We start from the raw sequence: 17,443 nt of genomic DNA, 5'->3' as shown, positions 1-17,443 counted from the left end.
GGCGCTTCGTTCTTCAGCCGTCTTTCTCACCATCCGGCAGGCGGCCGCAGGACTGCCGCACCACCAGCCGGCACGGCAGTTTTCGAATGCCCGGCGTGGCGGGTTTGCCGCCGACCAGGGAAAGCAGGGTCAGCCCGGCCTCGCGGCCCAGTGCTGCCAGGTTCATGTCGACCGAGGTCAGCGGCGGGCGGGTCGCCTCGGCCACGATCTCCCAGTTGTCGAAGCCGATGACGCCGACATCATTAGGCACGCCGAGGCCTCGTTCGCGCAGAGCATCGATGACGCCGCGCGCGATCTGATCGTTGCCACAGAAGACGGCGTCCGGCTTTTTTCCTCCGCCGTCGAAGAGCCGCGCCACCGCCTCATGCCCCCAGGCTTCCGACCAGGAGCCGAGCAGCGGCTCGATCACCGGGAGGCCGTTTTCCGTCAGCACGGCGCGGTAAGCCTGCGCCCGTTCGTGCACCACGGCAAAGCTCGCCGGTCCGCTGACATGGGCGATGCGCTTGCGGCCAAGCCGGCAGAAATGCTCGATCGCCAGCCGCGCCCCGTCGCCATCGTCGGAGACGAAGGCGACGGCGTCGGGATCGGGCTGGGTGAAGGCGTAGATCACCGGGACGCGCAGATTGGCGAGATCGACCGGCAAATGGCGGTCGATGCGTTTGCCGGTGGCGATGATGCCGTCGACGCGCTTGTCGAGCATGGCCTCGACATGGATCTGGCCGAGGCGCGGATCCTCCTCGACATTGCACAGGAACACCGAAACGCCGGCATCGACCAGCGCGTCCGATATGCCCGACATCAGCGGCAGCGAGAAACGGCCATAGGTATCGTTGGTGAGCAGGCCGACGGTGAAGGAGCGGCGTCTGAGCAGGCTCTGCGCCAGGCTGTTGGGACGAAAACCCAGGCTGCGCGCCGTCTCACGGATGCGCTCGCGGGTCTCGGCCGTCATGCGCCCCTGGTCATTGAGCGCCTTGGAGGCGGTGGCGACGCTGACGCCGGCCTGCGCGGCCACGTCACGCAAGGTGACGGGCTTGGGAAAGACCGGAACTGGCGGGGCGTCCGATGCCATCGCGGCAAGAATCCTTAGTTGGGAAAAGGTTTTCCCTTACCGGCCGGAATAAGGCCCGGCCAATGGCCGAGCCCGATCAGAATATCTGGAAAAACCTTTTCTCAATTCAAGGCTAGGCCAGATCGAAGGACTGATCAAGGGGAAAAGTTGCAGTCGCTCGCGAGATCGGATTTCGCGACGGGTGCCGTCAATCGAAGCGGGGACCACTGTTGGCCGCGTGCGCCAGCTGAAAGGATCCGACATCTCCCGGACCGATCGGCAGGTGGCGCCGATTTGGTATGCAAGGAGTTCGCGAAAGGGTGCTATGGAGGGGCCGGGCATCCCTTTGCCGGGGAACCCATCTCGCGACATTCGAGGTCAGTTTCGTGCGTAAACCGTCGCTCTTGCCCGTCTTTGGAAAACTTGGCGCCAAGGCACCGGTTGCCGTCATTCCTGTGCCGGTCCGGCCGGCAGGTCTTGCGGCGCGATTGCGGCAGACCCTGGCCTCGCATGGCGCCACGGCGTTGCAATTGTCGGTCGTCGTCTGGACGGTCGCTATCCTCGGCGCCGCATTTCTCTTCGCGCGAGGCTAGCCGCATGGCCGACCGTTATACACTGCGCATGGACTTGCCCCAAAGCTGGGCCATCATCGATGTCTTTACCGGCCAGCCCGCGGTGGTCAGGCAAAGGGTGATGGTCGGCATGAGCCCGCAGGATGCCAACGCGCTGGTCGATCAGATGAATATCCGCGACGTCAAGCGCCGGGAGAGGGCCGAACGTAAGTCCTGATCTGTCCAACGTTTGCCGAGGGCGGCACTTGGCGCGGACAAGATCCCGCCGCACCGCAAATCAGAGGATTCCCGTGAGAGCCAGCCTGAAGCAGAAGATACTGGAGGTCTGTGACCGCAGGATTTCCGAGAAAGGGCCCAGCGTCGGCGTGTCGTTCTATGCGTTCTTCGCCAACAGGAACGACGACCCCGAGTTGCTGATGGAAGTCGCCGAATGGTGGATCAGAACCCACCGCCTCGACCATTTTGAAAAGGCTGCGAAGATACGCACGATGGTCGCGGACCTCGGCTGATCAGCTGAAATCGGCGGCCGTCAGCGCATACAGGCTCTTGTGGGTGCGGCCGTAGGCCTTGGCGGCGACATCGTGGATAGTGGAACTCGACCTGTCGAAGGCGGCAAGATAGCCGGCCTCGTCGGCGGCGGTGTCCGGCTGTATCCTGGTCATGGCGTCGGCGGCCACGGAGAAGGAAATCTGGAGCATGCCGTCATGGCCGACGAAACGAATGCGTTGGCCGGCCACATCATAGCTGCGGCTGCGATTGGGAAAGGTCAGGCTCATGTCTTGACCCCCGTTGTGGCAGCCTTCTTGGCCACCCGTTTCGTCTTAGGCGTCGGATTCAGCGCTTCCGCCACGCGGTCGGCCTCTTCCTTGGCCAGCCGCAACTCCCTCAGCCTTGCCGTCTTGATCTCCCTGGCTTTCGCCTCGGACATGTATTCGGCGGTTGCCTTGTTGCGCTCCGCGTTCTTCTTCTGCTTGTCGACAAAGCGGGCTTCAGCTTTTTCCATGATCGTCTGATTGCCGTCGGCCATCGAAGTCTCCTTTGCGCATGAAATCGTGAAAACGAACTTGTCAGATAAATAGGCGCTCGACCGGCAAAATTCAACTTTTTGAAATATTTGGCTGATTTCGGATATCAGGAAACCGGGTGCGAAAATAATACTTCCAATATCTAATTCCGTCCCACGATAAATTTTGGCACTCCTATCTATCGAGTGCCAAACCGCCTATAAAGGGGGCGCGGCCGCCTATGCCGGCCCCAGAAAGAAGTCCTCATGAAGTTCCGTCCACTCCACGACCGCGTCGCCATCCGGCGCGCCGAAGGCGATACCAAATCCAAGGGCGGCATCATCATTCCCGACAATGCCAAGGAAAAGCCGCAGGAAGGCGAAGTCATTGCCGTCGGTCCGGGGGCCCGCGACGAAAAGGGCGCGCTCGTTCCGCTCGACGTCAAGGCCGGCGACTTGATCCTGTTCGGCAAATGGTCGGGGACCGAGGTCAAGATCGACGGCGAAGACCTGCTGATCATGAAGGAAGCCGACATTATGGGCGTCATCGAAAAGGCTGTCGAAGCCAAGAAGGCCGCCTGACTGGAGCGCCGCGCGTTCGGCGCGGCGACTGGCCCCCCTCAAACTCGAACGGAAAAATCATGCCTGCCAAGGAAATCAAATTCTCCACCGATGCGCGTGACCGCATGCTGCGCGGCGTCGAAATCCTCACCGATGCGGTGAAGGTGACGCTGGGCCCCAAGGGCCGCAACGTCATCATCGACAAGGCTTATGGCGCCCCGCGCATAACCAAGGATGGCGTCACCGTCGCCAAGGAAATCGAGCTTGCCGACAAGTTCGAGAACATGGGCGCGCAGATGGTGCGCGAAGTGGCCTCGAAGACCAACGACCTCGCCGGTGACGGCACCACGACAGCCACGCTGCTGGCCGCTTCGATCCTGCGCGAAGGCGCCAAGCTGGTCGCCGCCGGCATGAACCCGATGGATTTGAAACGCGGCATCGACCAGGCCGTCGCCGCCGTCGTCGGGGAAATCAAGGCGAAGGCCAAGAAGGTCAAGTCGTCGGCCGAGATCGCGCAGGTCGGCACCATTGCCGCCAATGGCGACGTCAGCGTCGGCGAAATGATCGCCAAGGCGATGAACAAGGTCGGCAATGACGGCGTCATCACCGTCGAGGAAGCCAAGACCGCCGAAACCGAACTCGACGTCGTGGAAGGCATGCAATTCGACCGCGGCTATCTCAGCCCCTACTTCGTCACCAATGCCGACAAGATGCGCGCCGAGCTTGAGGACCCCTACATCCTCATTCACGAGAAAAAACTCGGCAATCTGCAGGCGATGCTGCCCATCCTCGAAGCGGTGGTGCAGGGCGGCAGGCCGCTGCTGATCATTTCCGAGGACGTCGAAGGCGAGGCCCTCGCCACCCTGGTCGTGAACAAGCTGCGCGGCGGCCTCAAGGTCGTGGCCGTCAAGGCGCCGGGGTTCGGCGACCGTCGCAAGGCGATGCTGGAAGACATCGCGGTGCTCACATCGGGCCAGATGATTTCCGAGGATCTCGGCATCAAGCTTGAAAACGTCACCATCGAGATGCTCGGCCGCGCCAAGCGCGTGCTGGTCGAGAAGGACACCACCACGATCATCGACGGCGCCGGCACCAAGGCGACCATCCAGGCGCGAGTCGCCCAGATCAAGGGCCAGATCGAGGAGACGACCTCGGACTACGACAAGGAAAAGCTGCAGGAGCGGCTGGCAAAGCTGTCAGGCGGTGTTGCCGTCATCCGCGTCGGCGGCGCCACCGAATCGGAAGTGAAGGAAAAGAAAGACCGTATCGACGACGCGCTGAACGCCACGCGCGCAGCCGTGGAAGAAGGCATCGTTCCAGGCGGCGGCGTAGCCCTGCTTCGTGCCCGTTCGGCGCTATCGGGCCTGAACGGCGCCAACGCCGATGTCACCGCCGGCATCTCCATCGTGCTTCGCGCGCTTGAGGCGCCGATTCGCCAGATCGCCGAGAATTCCGGCGTCGAGGGCTCGATCGTTGTCGGCAAGCTCGCCGACAGCAAGGACCACGATCAGGGCTTCGACGCCCAGAAAGAGGTCTATGTCGACATGATCAAGGCCGGGATCGTCGACCCGGCGAAGGTGGTGCGCACGGCATTGCAGGACGCCGGCTCGATCGCGGCCTTGCTGATCACCGCCGAAGCTATGATCACCGACGTCCCGCCGAAGGATGCGGCACCGGCGGGCGGCGGCGGCTACTAAGATCCAGCCCGGACTGCGAAAGGTGGTTCATGGAGGCCACCTTTTCAGGCCTGACCTGTGAAATTCGATATCACCGCCGGGGATTTTCTCCCGGCGCACGGGCCTCTAGCCAGGAGATCGATCCATGATCGTGTTCACGCAGAAGCCAGAGACGGCCGTCACGACCGAAACGACCGAGGAAAGCCGTTTCGACCGCATCCGCAGGATTGCCGCCGACAAGCACAAGAAGTCCGATCCGGATACGGCGGCGCCACCAAAGGCCGAACCCAAACGCCCGATGTAAGGCCGCGCCGCTACTGGCCGTTCAACCTCAGACCACATGTCAACGGCGCGAGCTTGATGCCGTTGGCCGAGCATGGTCCAGCCAGACAACTTCCCGTCGGCAGTATCGGAGTGTCCGGTATTGTCATTATATTAGCTTAAGCGCATATTTGTCCGGCAGCGAGCCCTTGGCCGCCAACGCGTCCCGGGGGCGCCTGCGATTGTTCCGAAAAATAAATCACTCCGTGCCGCTCGAATTATGGAGCAGCACGAGACAATGACATTTGGAGGAAATACCCATGAAAGTGATTATCTTGGCAAACTATGCGCCTCATGCCGCCAAAGGATTGATGCAAGGCTCGGACAGGCAGGCTGCGGTCAAGGCGCTTTTTGAAAGCGTTGGCGGCAAGGTGAGCAGCGTGATGTTCACGCGCGGCATCTATGACGTCGTTGTCAATGGCGAGGTGCCGGACCAGTCAGCGGGGATTGGCATGTCCCTTGCGGTGCGAGCGAGCGGCTCGCTGACCGAGATGGTTGTACTGGAAGAACTCGATATGAAGGCAGTGCTCGCGGCCGCCAAAAAGGCTGCGGACGCGTACAAACCCGCCGGCTGACGAACTTGCCTCCTGGATCAAGGCAGCACGGTTCGATGGACGTGCCGTGCTGCCGAGTGTCCGACAGGGCATCTTCTTCCGACTTTCGCGGCGACTGGAATTCAAGCTAGTATCGTCGGGTGGTCGTTTGGTGCAGAGAGCTTGCGGAAACGGAACCGCGCTTCTCAGTTCGGAGACAAGTCATGTTTGCGGCCCAGGCCATCGATACCTCAGACAAGGTCGCTTTCTATCGTGACCTCGCCAAGCAATTGAAGGCGCTGCTCGAGGGGGAGCACGACTCGATCGCCAACGCCGCCAACACCTCGGCGCTGATCTTCCAGATGGTGCCCGACCTCAACTGGGCCGGCTTCTACTTCCTGGCATCGGACGTGGAAATGGTGCTGGGCCCCTTCCAGGGCAAGCCGGCCTGCGTGCGCATCGCGGTGGGCAAGGGCGTATGCGGAACGGCGGTCGAACTCGGCACCTCGATGCTGATCAAGGACGTGCATGATTTCCCCGGCCACATCGCCTGCGACGCCGCCTCGCGCTCCGAGATGGTGGTGCTCCTGGAAGACGACGAGGGCGTCTTCGGCGTGCTCGACCTCGACAGCCCGACGCCCGGCCGTTTCGACAGTGCCGACCAGGCCGGCATCGAGGCGCTGGCGGCGATCTATGTCGCGGCGAGTTCGTTTGTGGATTGAATCCGGCTCACAAACAGAGGCAGCTAAGGCCCACTAAGCCCTTGTTTTGACAGATGCCTTGTGCCCGTGTGCCCTCACGCGTAGGGACGGGAGTCTCAGACCAATTTCACCAGCATCAGGCTGAAGCAGCCGATGAACAGGAAGGCGCAGAAGGCGAGCGCCAGCGGGCGCAGGCCGCGCGAGCGCAGCTGCGAAATGTCGGCCTGCAGGCCCATGGCGGCGAGCCCCATGGTCAGCATGATGGTGGTGGCGAGCGCCATCGCCTGCTTCACTTCGGCCGGTATCGCGACAAGGCTGTTCAGCGCCACGACGGCGACAAAGGCCGCGACGAACCATGGCATGGGCGGTCGAGCCGCCGACTGGTCGCTGCTCCCGCGGCGCGCCATCAGGCCGAGCGCGACGACCATCGGCGCCAGCATGGCGACGCGGGTGAGCTTGGCCACGGTGGCAATCTCGCCGGACTGGGTGCCGTTCTGGAAGCCGGCGCCGATGACTTGGGCCACCTCATGGATCGAGGCGCCCGCCCACAGGCCGAAAGCGTGCTGGTCGAGGCCGAGCAGCGGCGCCAGCAGCGGGAAGCCGAGCATGGCGACGGTGCCGAACAAGGTAATCGAGGCGACCGCGTAGGTGACGTCCTCGTCGCGCGCGTCGGTGACGATGTTGGTGGCGACAATCGCCGAGGCGCCGCAGATCGAGGTGCCGGCGGCGATCAGCTGCGCCAGCCTGGCGTCGACGCCGATCAGCCGGCCGAGCGTGATGGTGAAGAGGAAGGTGGCGCCAAGGGTCAGCGCCACGATGCCGACGCCGCCGGCGCCGATCGAGACGACCTGGCCGAGCGTCAGCTGGAAACCGAGCAGCACGATGGCGAAGCGCAAAAGGCGCTTTTGCGAGAAGGCAATGCCGGCCTTGGCGTGCACCGGTGTGCCGAGCACGTTGGAATAGATCATGCCGGCGACGACGGCCAGGATCATCGGGCTGAACAGGGCGAAGCCGGAGACATTGCGGGCCGAGAAGGCGACGGCGGTGATCATCGCCACCAGCACGATGCCGGGGATGATGCCGTTCCAAAGGGAATCGAGGCGCTTGCGGCCCTGCGCCAGATCCTCGGAAATCGTGCTTTTCGGAATATCGTTCGCGACGCGGGTCAGGAAAGGCAATGCAATTCTCCAGGCGAGTGCAGCGGAGAAATGCCATTTCAGGATCAATCATTCCAACGAATTATTTTCGTTAGAATGATCGGGTTTTCCGAACGATTGCCAGTCTGGGAAAGTCGGGCACCGAACTGAGAGGGTGCAATACGTCGGGCTACAACAACTCCTGCCACCGCCGTGCCCCATGGACAACACGCACGATCTCCGCCCCGTCGTCTGTCTGGCGATAGAGGATCAAGTAATTTCCGGCCGGGAACGTGCGCAAGCCTGCTCGCACTTCCGGTCGGGCAACGCCCATGCCCGGCATGTCGGCGATGCGTTGGCAATGGGCGTGGATTTCATCATACCAATGCAACGCCGCCGAGGGACTGTCCTCGGCTATATAAAGTGCGATGGCTTCGATATCCGCTTCGGCCTCCGGCCGTAGGCGCAGCGTCATCGTGACGTGCGCTCGGCGATCCTCGCCTCGAGCTTGCTTTTGATGCGGGCGAAGGCATCCCGTCCGTCTACGGCGTTCCCGCTTGCCATGCCTTCGTCCCAAAGCCGGCCCAACTCATCGATGGCATGGTCGCGTTGCGTCCGACGAAACTTCCACTCGCGCAAGGCCTCGCGCATAACTTCGCTCGCCGACGCGTATTCGCCCGCCGCGACGACCTCGCGCATCATGGTTGCCATTTCAGGCGTTAGGGCAACGCTCACTTTCTCGACATTGGCCATCCGCATGTTCTCCTTACGTACGCAAAGTAGGCAAGTTTACTACCTGACGCAAGGGCGATAGCCCGCCTTGGACGCCCCGCTCAAGGCCTTCGCGGATTTCATTCGCGCAGCGGCGACTGCGTCAGAGCTGCGCTTCGATCGCCGCCTTGTCGATCACCGACCAGACGTTCCTGATCCTGTCGTTCAGGAATTCATAGAAGACGTTCTCGCTGAAGGAGACTTTCCTGCCGTTGATGGGCAGGCCGAGGAAAGTTCCCTTGGGCGTGCAGTTGAACTGGAGGCGGCTGGCTATGAAAGGCGGGTCGGAGATCAACAGCTGGACGTCGAAATAGAGGTCCGGGATTTCGCGAAAATCCCGCTCCAGCATGTCGCGGTAGCCTGACAGTCCAACCCGGTCGCCATTGTAATGCACCTCGTCATGAACGAAGCGATGCAGCCTTTGCCAATCCTGGTTGTTGAGACAGTCGAGATAGCCTCGATAGAGATCGGTTTCGCTCACGGCGATGGCTCCATTGCTAGAACGCCCGATCGGGAAGATAGAACGGCCACGGATACAATCCAGCGCTTTACCCGCGAAGGCATCGACCCGGGAAGGCCGGCGACGCCTGGCGGCGGCTGGCCCAACGACCGGGCCAGACGGTGCCTTGACGCATCACGGTTGCTGCTCCAGCTTGCCGCCATGTTCGTTCTCGCGCCCGCCGACACCAAGCGACGCCGCCCCCGCACCGTGCGGAAGGGCACGCTGATTGCGCGACGAGGAAGACCGGCTTTATAGATCCGCTTCCTTTCCCACAGCCCGCCCGCGAAAAACGCCGGCGGGCTTTTTCATGCCTGGAGCCTTGTGATGATTGTCAATTCTTCCATCCGGTTTCGCCCGGCCGAGCCTGCCGACGCCGCCGCTATCCGCGACATCGTGCGCGCCGCCTATGCCAGATGGGTGCCGGTGATCGGCCGCGAGCCGCTGCCGATGCGTGCCGATTACGACAGGGCCGTCGCCGAGCATTCGTTCGATCTCGCCGTCGCGGAGGACCGCATCGTCGGCATGATCGAGACCATGCTGGCCGACGATCACCTGTGGATCGAGAATGTCTGCGTCGCGCCGGAGGCGCAGGGCAGGGGCATCGGCCGGCTGCTGCTGGAGCGTGCGGAAACCAAGGCGCGCGAGGCAGGACGCCCGGAGCTCCGCTTGTTGACCAACGGCGCCTTCGAAGCCAATGTGTCGCTCTATCGCAAGTTTGGCTATACGATCGATCGGGAGGAGCCGTTCATGAACGGAACGACGGTCTATATGAGCAAGCGGCCAGTTGGATGCCCGCCAATCGGAGCGTGAGGATGACTGCCAGGATCAAGCTTAAGCAACTCACTGGCCTTTATGCGATCTCGCGGCTTCAAACCGATGACGGCATTCCTGCCTGGGCGGACGGACCGGGCTTCGTCAGCATCACCAGAACCGATGACGAACTCTCGATTACCTGCCTCCAGGATCGCGTGCCGGATGCCGTCAAGCATGATCGCGACTGGGTCGCCTTCAAATTGCAGGGGCCCTTTGCGTTCGACGAAACCGGCATTGTGCTGTCGGTCATAAAGCCGCTGTCGGAAAACGGTCTGGGCATCTTCCTGGTATCGACCTTCGATGGCGACCACCTGCTGGTGAAAGCGGCGGACGAGCCCGCGGCGAGAGGCTTTCTGCGCGAAGCCGGGCATACGCTGCTATAGTCCGCTCATCGTCGGCGTTGATCAACGATTGGCGCACTGGCTCAACCACTGGCGCGCTGGCTCAACCGCTTCGGGGGTTGCGTTTGACAACGCCGTTCGCGCTTCGTTATTTCGCGCCCGATATGACGGCCTGACCGGCCATGCGGCACACCCCAGGAGAAACCCATGTCACACAATCTGCAGTTCTATATCGATGGCGCATGGGTCGATCCTGTCGTGCCCAACACGCTCGACGTCGTCGATCCGTCGAATGAGGATGTCTTCGCGCAGATATCGCTCGGCTCCAAGGCCGATGTCGACAAGGCGGTGGCCGCTGCCAAGCGTGCCTTCGATACTTATGGCTTCACCTCGGTCGAGGAGCGCCTCGACGTCCTCAACCGCGTCATCGAGGTTTACAAGAAGCGCAGCACGGACCTGGCGCTGGCCGTGTCGCGCGAGATGGGCGCGCCGCGCCAGATGGCGCTCGACAGCCAGGTCGGCATTGGCCTGGCGCATCTGACCAAGATGGCCGAGACACTGAAGAGCTTCCAGTTCCGCCACGTCAAGGGCAACCACCTCGTGGTCAAGGAGCCGATCGGCGTCGTCGGCCTGATCACGCCGTGGAACTGGCCGCTGAACCAGATCACCTGCAAGGTGGGTCCGGCGCTTGCAGCAGGCTGCACCATGGTGCTGAAGCCGTCTGAAATCGCGCCGCTCGATGCCATCATCTTCGCCGAGATCATCGACGAGGCCGGCGTGCCGCAGGGCGTGTTCAACCTCGTCAACGGCGATGGCCCTGGCGTCGGCCAGGCGCTGTCCAGCCACCCCGATATCGACATGATGTCGTTCACCGGTTCGACGCGGGCTGGCATATTGGTGGCCAAGGCAGCGGCCGACACGGTCAAGCGCGTGCATCAGGAGCTTGGCGGCAAGTCGGCCAACATCCTGTTCCCGGATGTCGATCTCGCCACCGCCGTCAGCAAGGGCGTCGCCGGCTGTTTCAGCAACAGCGGCCAGTCCTGCAACGCGCCGACGCGCATGTTCGTGCCGCGCGACCGCCACGACGAGGCCGCAGGATACGCTAAGATCGCGGCTGAAAAGTTCACCGTCGGCCCGGCCGATGGCGCCAACACCAAGCTCGGGCCCGTCGTCAGCCAGGTCCAGTTCGACAAGATCCAGGACCTGATCCAGAGCGGCATCGACGAGGGTGCGACGCTGGTCGCGGGCGGCCCCGGCCGCCCTGCCGAACTCAACCGCGGCTACTATGTCAGGCCGACCGTTTTCGCCGACGTCACCCACGACATGCGCATCGCGCGCGAAGAGGTTTTTGGGCCGGTGCTGGCGATCCTGCCCTACGACACGGTCGAACAGGCAGTCGAACAGGCCAACGACACCGTCTATGGCCTTGCCTCCTACATCCAGGCCAAGGACCTGCAGAAGGCGCGTGACGTGGCCGCGCGCATGCGCTCGGGCAATGTCTACATCAACTATCCCCAATGGGACGCCGGCCTGCCCTTCGGCGGCTACAAGCAGTCCGGTAACGGCCGCGAGTACGCCGAATACGGGCTCGAGGATTTCCTAGAGATCAAGGGCATCGCGGGGTATGAGGCGGCGGAGTAAGGCTCCGCGCCAGATTTTCCTCGCCCCCGCAAAGCTGGGGAGAGGTGGCCGCGAAGCGGTCGGAGGGGGCTGCGGCGTTGGCGGGCTCGCGCTGAATTCTTTCGAGGCCGGCGCTGCCCCCGCTCCGTCTCGGCTTCGCCGAGCCACCTCTCCCCCATTCCATGGGGGGAGGAACCCAAGTTCTGGTGGGCTTATCCTTGCCAATTGGCAGATACATGCTATATATCTGCCATTAGCGAGGTCCAGACATGCAGCTTCAGTCCATCGTCACTACACCGGCCACGGTCGGCAGCGCCATTTCGGATGAGGAGGCGGGCGCCTTGGCGCGGACCACGGTCAATCTGTTCAAGGCCTGGAATCTCAGCGACTTCGAGGCCTGCGTGCTGCTTGGCGGCATCTCGGCGCGCACCTGGGCGCGGTGGAAGGAGGGCGGCATCGGCCGGATCGACCGCGACCTGCGCACCCGCATGGCCCATCTGATGGGCATCCACAAGGGGCTGCGCTATCTCTTCACCGAGCCGGCGCGCGGCTATGCCTGGATCCGCAAGCCCAATACCACTTTCGGCGGGCAATCCGCGCTCGACCTGATGCTGCGCGGCGACATTTCCGATCTCGCGGCAATGCGTGAATGGCTCGACGCGGAGCGTGGTGCATGGTGAGTGGACTTGCGGTCCGGCGCCGCATCCACTGGCCCCAGACCTATCGCATCATCCGCTCCATCCATCCGCCGATCGACCTGTTCGAGGACATCGCGGACCCGCCCGACTGGGAGGCGCTGGCCGCCGTCGAGGAGAAGACCAATCCGCGCATCCGGCTCGAGCTCGGCGATCTCGGCAAGGTGCCGGCCGCAAGGCGTGTTTCGGGCCCCGGCGCCAGTTTCGTCATGGCGCCTTTCGTGCATTGCTCGACCTTACGGCCCGGCCGCTTCTCGGATGGCAGCTACGGTATCTATTATGCCGGCGACAGCGAGGACGTGGCGCTGGCCGAAACCATCCACCATCACCAGAAATTCATGCGCGCCACCAATGAGGCGCCCGGCTGGACGGCCGATTTCCGCGTGCTGATCGGCAGCGTCGACCGCGACCTCGACGACGTCAACGCCGTGCCCGGCGTGCTCGACCCGGACGACTACGCCGCGTCGCAGGCGGAAGGGCGGGCGCTGCGGGCCGCCGGCAGCGACGGGCTGGTGTGGAACAGCGTGCGCATGGCGGAAGGAGAGTGCATCGGCATCTTCTGGCCCGACATCATCGATGTCCCGGTCCAGGGCCGCCACTACAGTTATCACTGGGACGGCGCCCGCGTCGACTTCGTGCGCCAGCACGACACGGGCAAGGTGCTGGAGGTGGTGTAAATGCGGGTTGCATTTTGCAAGAGGACCAACGCGCAGGCTGTCGCCGATGTGCTGGCCTTGTTTTGACTGCCAGCTGTGACTCGAATTTAAGCAATTCCTAATTTGCAAGGAATTCTTGGCTTAGATCAGTCGTGCGGTTACCGCAAAAAGCGGTCGTTGCTGACCCTGTAAACTTCGAACAATTGGATTGCTGTGACGTTAACTCACCCTGTTGCATGATAGTTCTTGTAAAAGGGAGCGAGAGCAATATGACATCTCTGAAAAGCAGGGCGAGGATGGCGACTTTTGCCATATCCTGGCTAGTACTGGCGGCTCAATCGAGCGTCGCATCGGCAGGGCAGCCATGGCTGGAAAAGCTCAACGAGGCGGATCGGCAAAAGTTCACGGAGCTGATTAGCGCGGTCGATGGCTGGACAGCTGACACCGACGAGAAGATCAGAGCTGAAGCTCGGGCCTTCGTCGATGCACATCCAGATTTCGTCCCTGCGCGGGTCGAGGCGACCCGCGCCCTTTGGCTGAGCGTTGGCGCCAGGATGGGAATGGCCCACTCCAGCAAGTCCTTCTTCGTCATGTTCGAGGCACTGGAGGGCCTCGATCCCTCCTATCCTCCGGCCTACGTCTATGGGGCTCTAACATACATTTATTCGGGCTATCCGGCCGGAGCGCGCAAGCAACTCGAGAAAGCGCAGGCCTTGGACGCCGCGAACCCCTGGGTCGACATCACCTGGTCACAGATGTTCGAAAAATTGGGCCACCGCAAGGAGGCGCTGACATGGGCAAGGACGGCGCTGCCCAAGACAGCCGGAAATGCCAAGGCGATGGCTGCAGCCATTGTGGCGGTGGCGGACCTGCAGGGGATCCCCGACCACGATGCGGCGGTCGCCCTGGCCGATCAGGTATACGCACTCGAACCGGATATGGACAAGCTCGCCAAGGTCATCGATGGAGGCGTGAGCGGCTATTCCTATCAACCGGGTCTGCTGGATGCATTGAGTCAGGTCATTCAGCGCGCTGAAGCCAAGCAACCTCCTTCAAACGCGCTTTTGTACCAGGCCGCGCGCCTCAATCTGGCACTCGGCTATTTATACAGCGAAGGCATCATGCCCCGGTACCGGCCGGACTATGCCGCGGCCGCGATCGTGCTCCTCGATAAGATCAGGGATGACCCGCAACAGGCCGTTCCGGTCTGGGAGCTTCGATTTGATCTAGCCCTTAGTCTCGGTAACATCGAGGCCATGTCGCAGCTTCTGGATGAGGCCGGTCTTAAAGGCTATGACGCCAATCGGATCGGCCATCGCGAGGCTGAAATGATGTATGCACAAGGCCGGTACGCCGACGTAATGAACCTATACCGGGAGCGCAAATTTGTTGACGACTATATACTTGGGCAAACCTATGAGCTGGCAGGCGACCGTACTGTGGCCGATCGAATTTACCTTCGCGAGTTGGAGAGCGATGCGACCTCCGGGCCCAGGAACGCCACATATGCACGGCTGAGACTTTTTAGGTTCCGCGACATCGACGGCGCGATCAAATATGGGGAGAAAGCCTATTCGCTTTCGCCATCCTCCTGGAACCGTTCGTTGTTGACGATCGCGTGGTTGGCCAGGTCCTCCGACTATCTTAAGGCCAATAGGCCCGGAGAGGCCAAAGAGGCGTTTGCGCGTGCTCGCGGAATCGGCATAGACCGCGATACAATTCAAGCTTTCTGCAGCAATCTATGCAGTGACATAAGCCTCCCCCTGATGGAATTTCACTAGCCGTAGCGGCTCGCGATGCGCGACTGCCCCCCGCGATCTCACCGAATACGCTGCGGGCGCTCGCTGCCCATGCTCGCCATGGGCGAGGCGCCGTAAAAACGGTTCACACCAGCGCCGCCGCCAGCAGTTTCGCCTGCGGCGTCAGCGCTTCGAAGCTGCGGGCGCAGAGATTGAGCTGGCGCGTGGCCCAGTCGTCGGTGAGCCGCAGGCTGCGCAGCGTGCGGGCGGAGCGGCGCGCGGCACTTTCGGGCACGATGGCGATGCCGGCGCCTTGGGAGACCAGCCGGCAGACATCGTCGAGGCCTGGCACGCGGATGCGAAAATGGAGATGGCCGCCGAGCCGGGCGGCCTGGCGGGCTATGTGCTCCTGCAAGGGATGGCCGGCGCTCAAGCCGACGAAGGGCTCGCCGAGAATGTCGGCAAGGGCGGCATGATGGCCTTCTATGCCGGGCTGGGTCCGCGCGATGATGACCACGAGCCGGTCGATCAAGAACGGCTTCTGCTCGAGATGAGAAAGGCCGGCCCAGCTGGCGGCGATGCCGAGATCGGCCGCACCGTTCGCCACCGCCTCGGCGATCTCATGGCTGGGGCGTTCGTCGAGGTCGACGTCGATCCCGGGATGCGCGGCAAGGAAGGCCGGCAGTGTGTCGCGCAGCAGCTCACTGGTCGCCGCCGTATTGGCCATCAGCCGCACGCGGGCGCGCAGGCCGGTGGCATAGGCGCCGAGGTCGCCGGCCATGGCCTCGATCTGGTTCTGCACCGCGCGCGCATGGTGGAGCAGCGCCTGTCCGGCCGCCGTCGGTACCACGCCGCGCCGCCGCCGCTCCAGAAGCGGCGCGCCCAGGCTTTCCTCCATGCCCTTGATGCGCGCGCTGGCCGAGGCGAGGGCGAGGCCGGCGAGTTCGGCGCCATGCGTGATGCTGCCGCGTTCGGCCACCAGCAGGAACAGCCGGAGATCGGTGAGGTCGAAGCGCATTTTTCGCTCCCGCAATCGTATCGTGCCGGATCAGCCTTCGTTCAGGCCGAAGGCTGGCAGCGCAACTTCCACATTGTGGGCGGCCTGCATGTCAGTCAAATCATTTGCGATGGAGATGGGTGATGCGTGAAAAAACATCAGGCCGGCAAGGGCTCGGGATTCTTGAAAGCGCGGCGATCGTGCTGGCGCTCGCGGTGGCCTCGCTTGCCGTGGCGCAAGCGCAGCCTGGCGCGCGGGGATGCGCGGTGACGACGGCTTCCGTCAGCCGCGATGCCGTGCCGGCAAAGCCGGAAGCCGAGGCGAGGGACATGCTGTTGCATGACTGAAGGAACCGGCGTGCCCAAAGTCCATCCATGCTGAGCGGGGCCATAGCCTTCATCGGCGCCGTTTTCCTCGCTGCCGGCCTCGTCAAGGGCGTCGTCGGCATGGGGTTGCCGACCGTGGCGATGGGCCTGCTGGCGGTGATCATGCCGCCGGCGCAGGCCGCCGCCCTGCTGTTGATTCCGTCGCTGGTCACCAATCTCTGGCAGTTGTTCACCGGTCCGTCCTTCGGCGGCTTGTGCAAACGCCTGTGGACGATGATGGCCGGCGTCGTCATTGGAACCGTGACCGGCGCCGGCCTGCTGACCGGCGCGCACACGATGATGGCCTCGGCCGGGCTTGGCGCCGCGCTGGTGCTCTATGCGCTTGCCGGTCTGGCCAAGGCCGGCTTCACCACGCCGGCGCGCCACGAAGCCTGGATATCGCCGCTGGTCGGTGTGGCGACCGGATTGGTCACCGGTGCCACCGGCGTCTTCGTCATTCCGGCGGTGCCTTACCTGCAATCGCTGCGGCTGGAGAAAGAGGACCTCATCCAGGCGCTCGGCCTGTCCTTCACCGTATCGACCGTGGCCCTTGGCCTCGGACTATTCACGACCGGCGCGCTGGTATCGCCGTCGGCGCAACTGGTGGGGTCGGTCCTGGCATTGGCGCCGGCGCTGGCCGGCATGTTCATCGGCCAGGCGCTGCGGCAGCGAATGAGCGTCGAGACTTTTCGCACGGTGTTCTTCGCCGGCTTGCTGGCGCTCGGAATTTATCTCGCGCTGGAGGTGCCGCGGGGCTAAAAAGGGCCGGGCCGTGGAACCGAATGTTTCGACCAGGCCCCAGCACGCGCCAGGATCAGGCCGTGGGCTTGCGTGCCTGCATGACGATCAGCCATACCGCCGAGACGAGAAAATAGAAGGCGCCGAACGCGGCATAGGGGGCGATGTCGGTTATGCCGGGTGTTGCGGCGCCGATTGCCTGTTTGATGAAGAAGCCGCCGGCAAGCGCTGACTGCGCACCGCTCAGCACCATCGCCCATTGGGCGCCTGCCCGCCAACGGCGCACGCCGGTCGCAAGCTGGAACAGGCCGGAGAGAATGGCCCACGCCCCGAACACCGCCAGGACCGCGTGCGGGCCCTGTCCAAGGGCGATTAGGACCGCGATGGCCGTGATCGTGCTGACCGCCGCGTTGAGCGCCTGGCTGGGATTGGCCTTCAGGCCGCCGCTGCGCCGCGCATCCAGACTATTGGCGATCGCGTCCCAGGCGGGGTAGGCGACCAGAAGCAGCGCCGCGACCGGCGGCGCGCCTTTGCCAAGGGTAAAGGCGGCCGCTACCCAGGCGACCGAAAAGCCGGCCCGCAGGAAATAATATGACTTCAGCCATTGCGATGCGGCGTCGGGCGCCTGGAGGGTTTGAGTGCTCATTGGAACGTT

At 63.1% G+C, this 17,443-nt stretch carries 25 protein-coding genes; 16 read left to right on the top strand and 9 right to left on the bottom strand.

From position 1 onward, the window contains the following. Window positions 1–13: 13 nt before the first annotated feature. Window positions 14–1,069, bottom strand: a complete 1,056-nt coding sequence (locus tag O7B34_RS19100) for a LacI family DNA-binding transcriptional regulator (protein ID WP_337147516.1) — start codon at window positions 1,067–1,069, stop codon at window positions 14–16. 365 nt (window positions 1,070–1,434) lie between these two features. On the opposite strand from O7B34_RS19100, the gene O7B34_RS19095 reads away from it, so the two are divergent. The 3 genes from O7B34_RS19095 to O7B34_RS19085 all read left to right on the top strand — a co-directional run bounded on the left by O7B34_RS19095 (window position 1,435) and on the right by O7B34_RS19085 (window position 2,129). Next, on the top strand, window positions 1,435–1,641 hold the full coding sequence (locus O7B34_RS19095; protein WP_337147514.1) for a hypothetical protein: 207 nt from the start codon (window positions 1,435–1,437) through the stop codon (window positions 1,639–1,641). Between the two features lie 4 nt (window positions 1,642–1,645). Continuing rightward, window positions 1,646–1,837, top strand: a complete 192-nt coding sequence (locus tag O7B34_RS19090) for a hypothetical protein (RefSeq protein WP_027146264.1) — start codon at window positions 1,646–1,648, stop codon at window positions 1,835–1,837. A 73-nt stretch (window positions 1,838–1,910) separates the two neighbouring features. Beyond that, window positions 1,911–2,129, top strand: coding sequence for a DUF6500 family protein (locus tag O7B34_RS19085; RefSeq protein WP_337147513.1), 219 nt, complete (start codon window positions 1,911–1,913; stop codon window positions 2,127–2,129). Here the strand turns inward: O7B34_RS19085 and O7B34_RS19080 are convergent, their stop codons facing one another. Then, window positions 2,130–2,396 (bottom strand): DUF1488 domain-containing protein, encoded by a 267-nt coding sequence (locus tag O7B34_RS19080; RefSeq protein WP_140508469.1) that lies wholly within the window; start codon window positions 2,394–2,396, stop codon window positions 2,130–2,132. Beyond that, entirely contained in the window at window positions 2,393–2,647 is a 255-nt protein-coding gene (locus tag O7B34_RS19075; protein ID WP_027146267.1) for a hypothetical protein, read from the bottom strand. The genes O7B34_RS19080 and O7B34_RS19075 overlap by 4 nt, the downstream gene beginning before the upstream one ends. Before the next feature lie 243 nt (window positions 2,648–2,890). Between O7B34_RS19075 and O7B34_RS19070 the strand changes: the two genes are divergently transcribed. The 5 genes from O7B34_RS19070 to O7B34_RS19050 all read left to right on the top strand — a co-directional run bounded on the left by O7B34_RS19070 (window position 2,891) and on the right by O7B34_RS19050 (window position 6,436). Further along, window positions 2,891–3,205, top strand: a complete 315-nt coding sequence (locus tag O7B34_RS19070) for a co-chaperone GroES (RefSeq protein ID WP_337147512.1) — start codon at window positions 2,891–2,893, stop codon at window positions 3,203–3,205. Between the two features lie 59 nt (window positions 3,206–3,264). Continuing rightward, window positions 3,265–4,881, top strand: coding sequence for a chaperonin GroEL (groL, locus tag O7B34_RS19065; RefSeq protein WP_337147511.1), 1,617 nt, complete (start codon window positions 3,265–3,267; stop codon window positions 4,879–4,881). A gap of 124 nt (window positions 4,882–5,005) precedes the next feature. Further along, window positions 5,006–5,164 carry a hypothetical protein gene (locus tag O7B34_RS19060; RefSeq protein ID WP_337140004.1) on the top strand — a complete coding sequence of 53 codons (159 nt, stop codon included), beginning with the start codon at window positions 5,006–5,008 and terminating at the stop codon, window positions 5,162–5,164. Between the two features lie 277 nt (window positions 5,165–5,441). Continuing rightward, the gene (locus O7B34_RS19055; protein ID WP_337140005.1) at window positions 5,442–5,756 is read left to right on the top strand and encodes a GYD domain-containing protein; all 315 of its coding nucleotides are present in this window, start codon (window positions 5,442–5,444) and stop codon (window positions 5,754–5,756) included. 182 nt (window positions 5,757–5,938) lie between these two features. Beyond that, the gene (locus tag O7B34_RS19050; RefSeq protein ID WP_337147510.1) at window positions 5,939–6,436 is read left to right on the top strand and encodes a GAF domain-containing protein; all 498 of its coding nucleotides are present in this window, start codon (window positions 5,939–5,941) and stop codon (window positions 6,434–6,436) included. Window positions 6,437–6,531: 95 nt separating this feature from the next. Here O7B34_RS19050 and O7B34_RS19045 read toward each other — a convergent pair whose 3' ends face one another. The 4 genes from O7B34_RS19045 to O7B34_RS19030 all read right to left on the bottom strand — a co-directional run bounded on the left by O7B34_RS19045 (window position 6,532) and on the right by O7B34_RS19030 (window position 8,803). After that, on the bottom strand, window positions 6,532–7,593 hold the full coding sequence (locus O7B34_RS19045) for a YeiH family protein (RefSeq protein ID WP_337147509.1): 1,062 nt from the start codon (window positions 7,591–7,593) through the stop codon (window positions 6,532–6,534). Window positions 7,594–7,741: 148 nt separating this feature from the next. Beyond that, window positions 7,742–8,026: a type II toxin-antitoxin system RelE/ParE family toxin gene (locus tag O7B34_RS19040; RefSeq protein WP_337147508.1), complete on the bottom strand. Its 285-nt coding sequence runs from the start codon at window positions 8,024–8,026 to the stop codon at window positions 7,742–7,744. Beyond that, the gene (locus O7B34_RS19035; protein ID WP_032936299.1) at window positions 8,023–8,304 is read right to left on the bottom strand and encodes a type II toxin-antitoxin system ParD family antitoxin; all 282 of its coding nucleotides are present in this window, start codon (window positions 8,302–8,304) and stop codon (window positions 8,023–8,025) included. The genes O7B34_RS19040 and O7B34_RS19035 overlap by 4 nt, the downstream gene beginning before the upstream one ends. Before the next feature lie 121 nt (window positions 8,305–8,425). After that, window positions 8,426–8,803, bottom strand: coding sequence for an ester cyclase (locus tag O7B34_RS19030; RefSeq protein ID WP_337147506.1), 378 nt, complete (start codon window positions 8,801–8,803; stop codon window positions 8,426–8,428). A 345-nt stretch (window positions 8,804–9,148) separates the two neighbouring features. Here O7B34_RS19030 and O7B34_RS19025 point away from each other — a divergent pair, with 345 nt between their 5' ends. The 6 genes from O7B34_RS19025 (at window position 9,149) to O7B34_RS19000 (ending at window position 14,730) form a co-directional block, all read left to right on the top strand. After that, window positions 9,149–9,634, top strand: coding sequence for a GNAT family N-acetyltransferase (locus O7B34_RS19025; protein WP_337147505.1), 486 nt, complete (start codon window positions 9,149–9,151; stop codon window positions 9,632–9,634). 2 nt (window positions 9,635–9,636) lie between these two features. After that, window positions 9,637–10,020, top strand: coding sequence for an ACT domain-containing protein (locus O7B34_RS19020; protein ID WP_337147504.1), 384 nt, complete (start codon window positions 9,637–9,639; stop codon window positions 10,018–10,020). A gap of 165 nt (window positions 10,021–10,185) precedes the next feature. Then, window positions 10,186–11,619 (top strand): aldehyde dehydrogenase family protein, encoded by a 1,434-nt coding sequence (locus O7B34_RS19015; protein ID WP_337147503.1) that lies wholly within the window; start codon window positions 10,186–10,188, stop codon window positions 11,617–11,619. 248 nt (window positions 11,620–11,867) lie between these two features. Then, on the top strand, window positions 11,868–12,278 hold the full coding sequence (locus O7B34_RS19010) for an MbcA/ParS/Xre antitoxin family protein (RefSeq protein ID WP_337147502.1): 411 nt from the start codon (window positions 11,868–11,870) through the stop codon (window positions 12,276–12,278). After that, on the top strand, window positions 12,272–12,970 hold the full coding sequence (locus tag O7B34_RS19005; protein WP_337147501.1) for an RES family NAD+ phosphorylase: 699 nt from the start codon (window positions 12,272–12,274) through the stop codon (window positions 12,968–12,970). Before O7B34_RS19010 ends, O7B34_RS19005 begins: the two co-directional genes overlap by 7 nt. 275 nt (window positions 12,971–13,245) lie before the next feature. Further along, window positions 13,246–14,730, top strand: a complete 1,485-nt coding sequence (locus O7B34_RS19000; protein WP_337147500.1) for a hypothetical protein — start codon at window positions 13,246–13,248, stop codon at window positions 14,728–14,730. 103 nt (window positions 14,731–14,833) lie between these two features. On the opposite strand, the gene O7B34_RS18995 is transcribed toward O7B34_RS19000, so the two are convergent. Next, entirely contained in the window at window positions 14,834–15,706 is an 873-nt protein-coding gene (locus O7B34_RS18995; protein WP_337147498.1) for a LysR substrate-binding domain-containing protein, read from the bottom strand. A 122-nt stretch (window positions 15,707–15,828) separates the two neighbouring features. Between O7B34_RS18995 and O7B34_RS18990 the strand changes: the two genes are divergently transcribed. Beyond that, the gene (locus O7B34_RS18990; protein WP_337147497.1) at window positions 15,829–16,032 is read left to right on the top strand and encodes a hypothetical protein; all 204 of its coding nucleotides are present in this window, start codon (window positions 15,829–15,831) and stop codon (window positions 16,030–16,032) included. A 27-nt stretch (window positions 16,033–16,059) separates the two neighbouring features. Continuing rightward, a complete protein-coding gene (locus tag O7B34_RS18985) occupies window positions 16,060–16,809 on the top strand; it encodes a sulfite exporter TauE/SafE family protein (RefSeq protein WP_337147496.1) in 750 nt (249 codons plus the stop codon). 55 nt (window positions 16,810–16,864) lie between these two features. Here the strand turns inward: O7B34_RS18985 and O7B34_RS18980 are convergent, their stop codons facing one another. After that, entirely contained in the window at window positions 16,865–17,434 is a 570-nt protein-coding gene (locus tag O7B34_RS18980; protein ID WP_337147494.1) for a DUF308 domain-containing protein, read from the bottom strand. Window positions 17,435–17,443 lie beyond the last annotated feature (9 nt).

Origin of the sequence: Mesorhizobium sp. Cs1299R1N3, assembly GCF_037179625.1 — a bacterium.
Classification (GTDB): domain Bacteria; phylum Pseudomonadota; class Alphaproteobacteria; order Rhizobiales; family Rhizobiaceae; genus Mesorhizobium; species Mesorhizobium salmacidum.
Note: the sequence above shows the minus strand (reverse complement) of the source record. Positions and strands in the feature narration are given on the sequence as shown.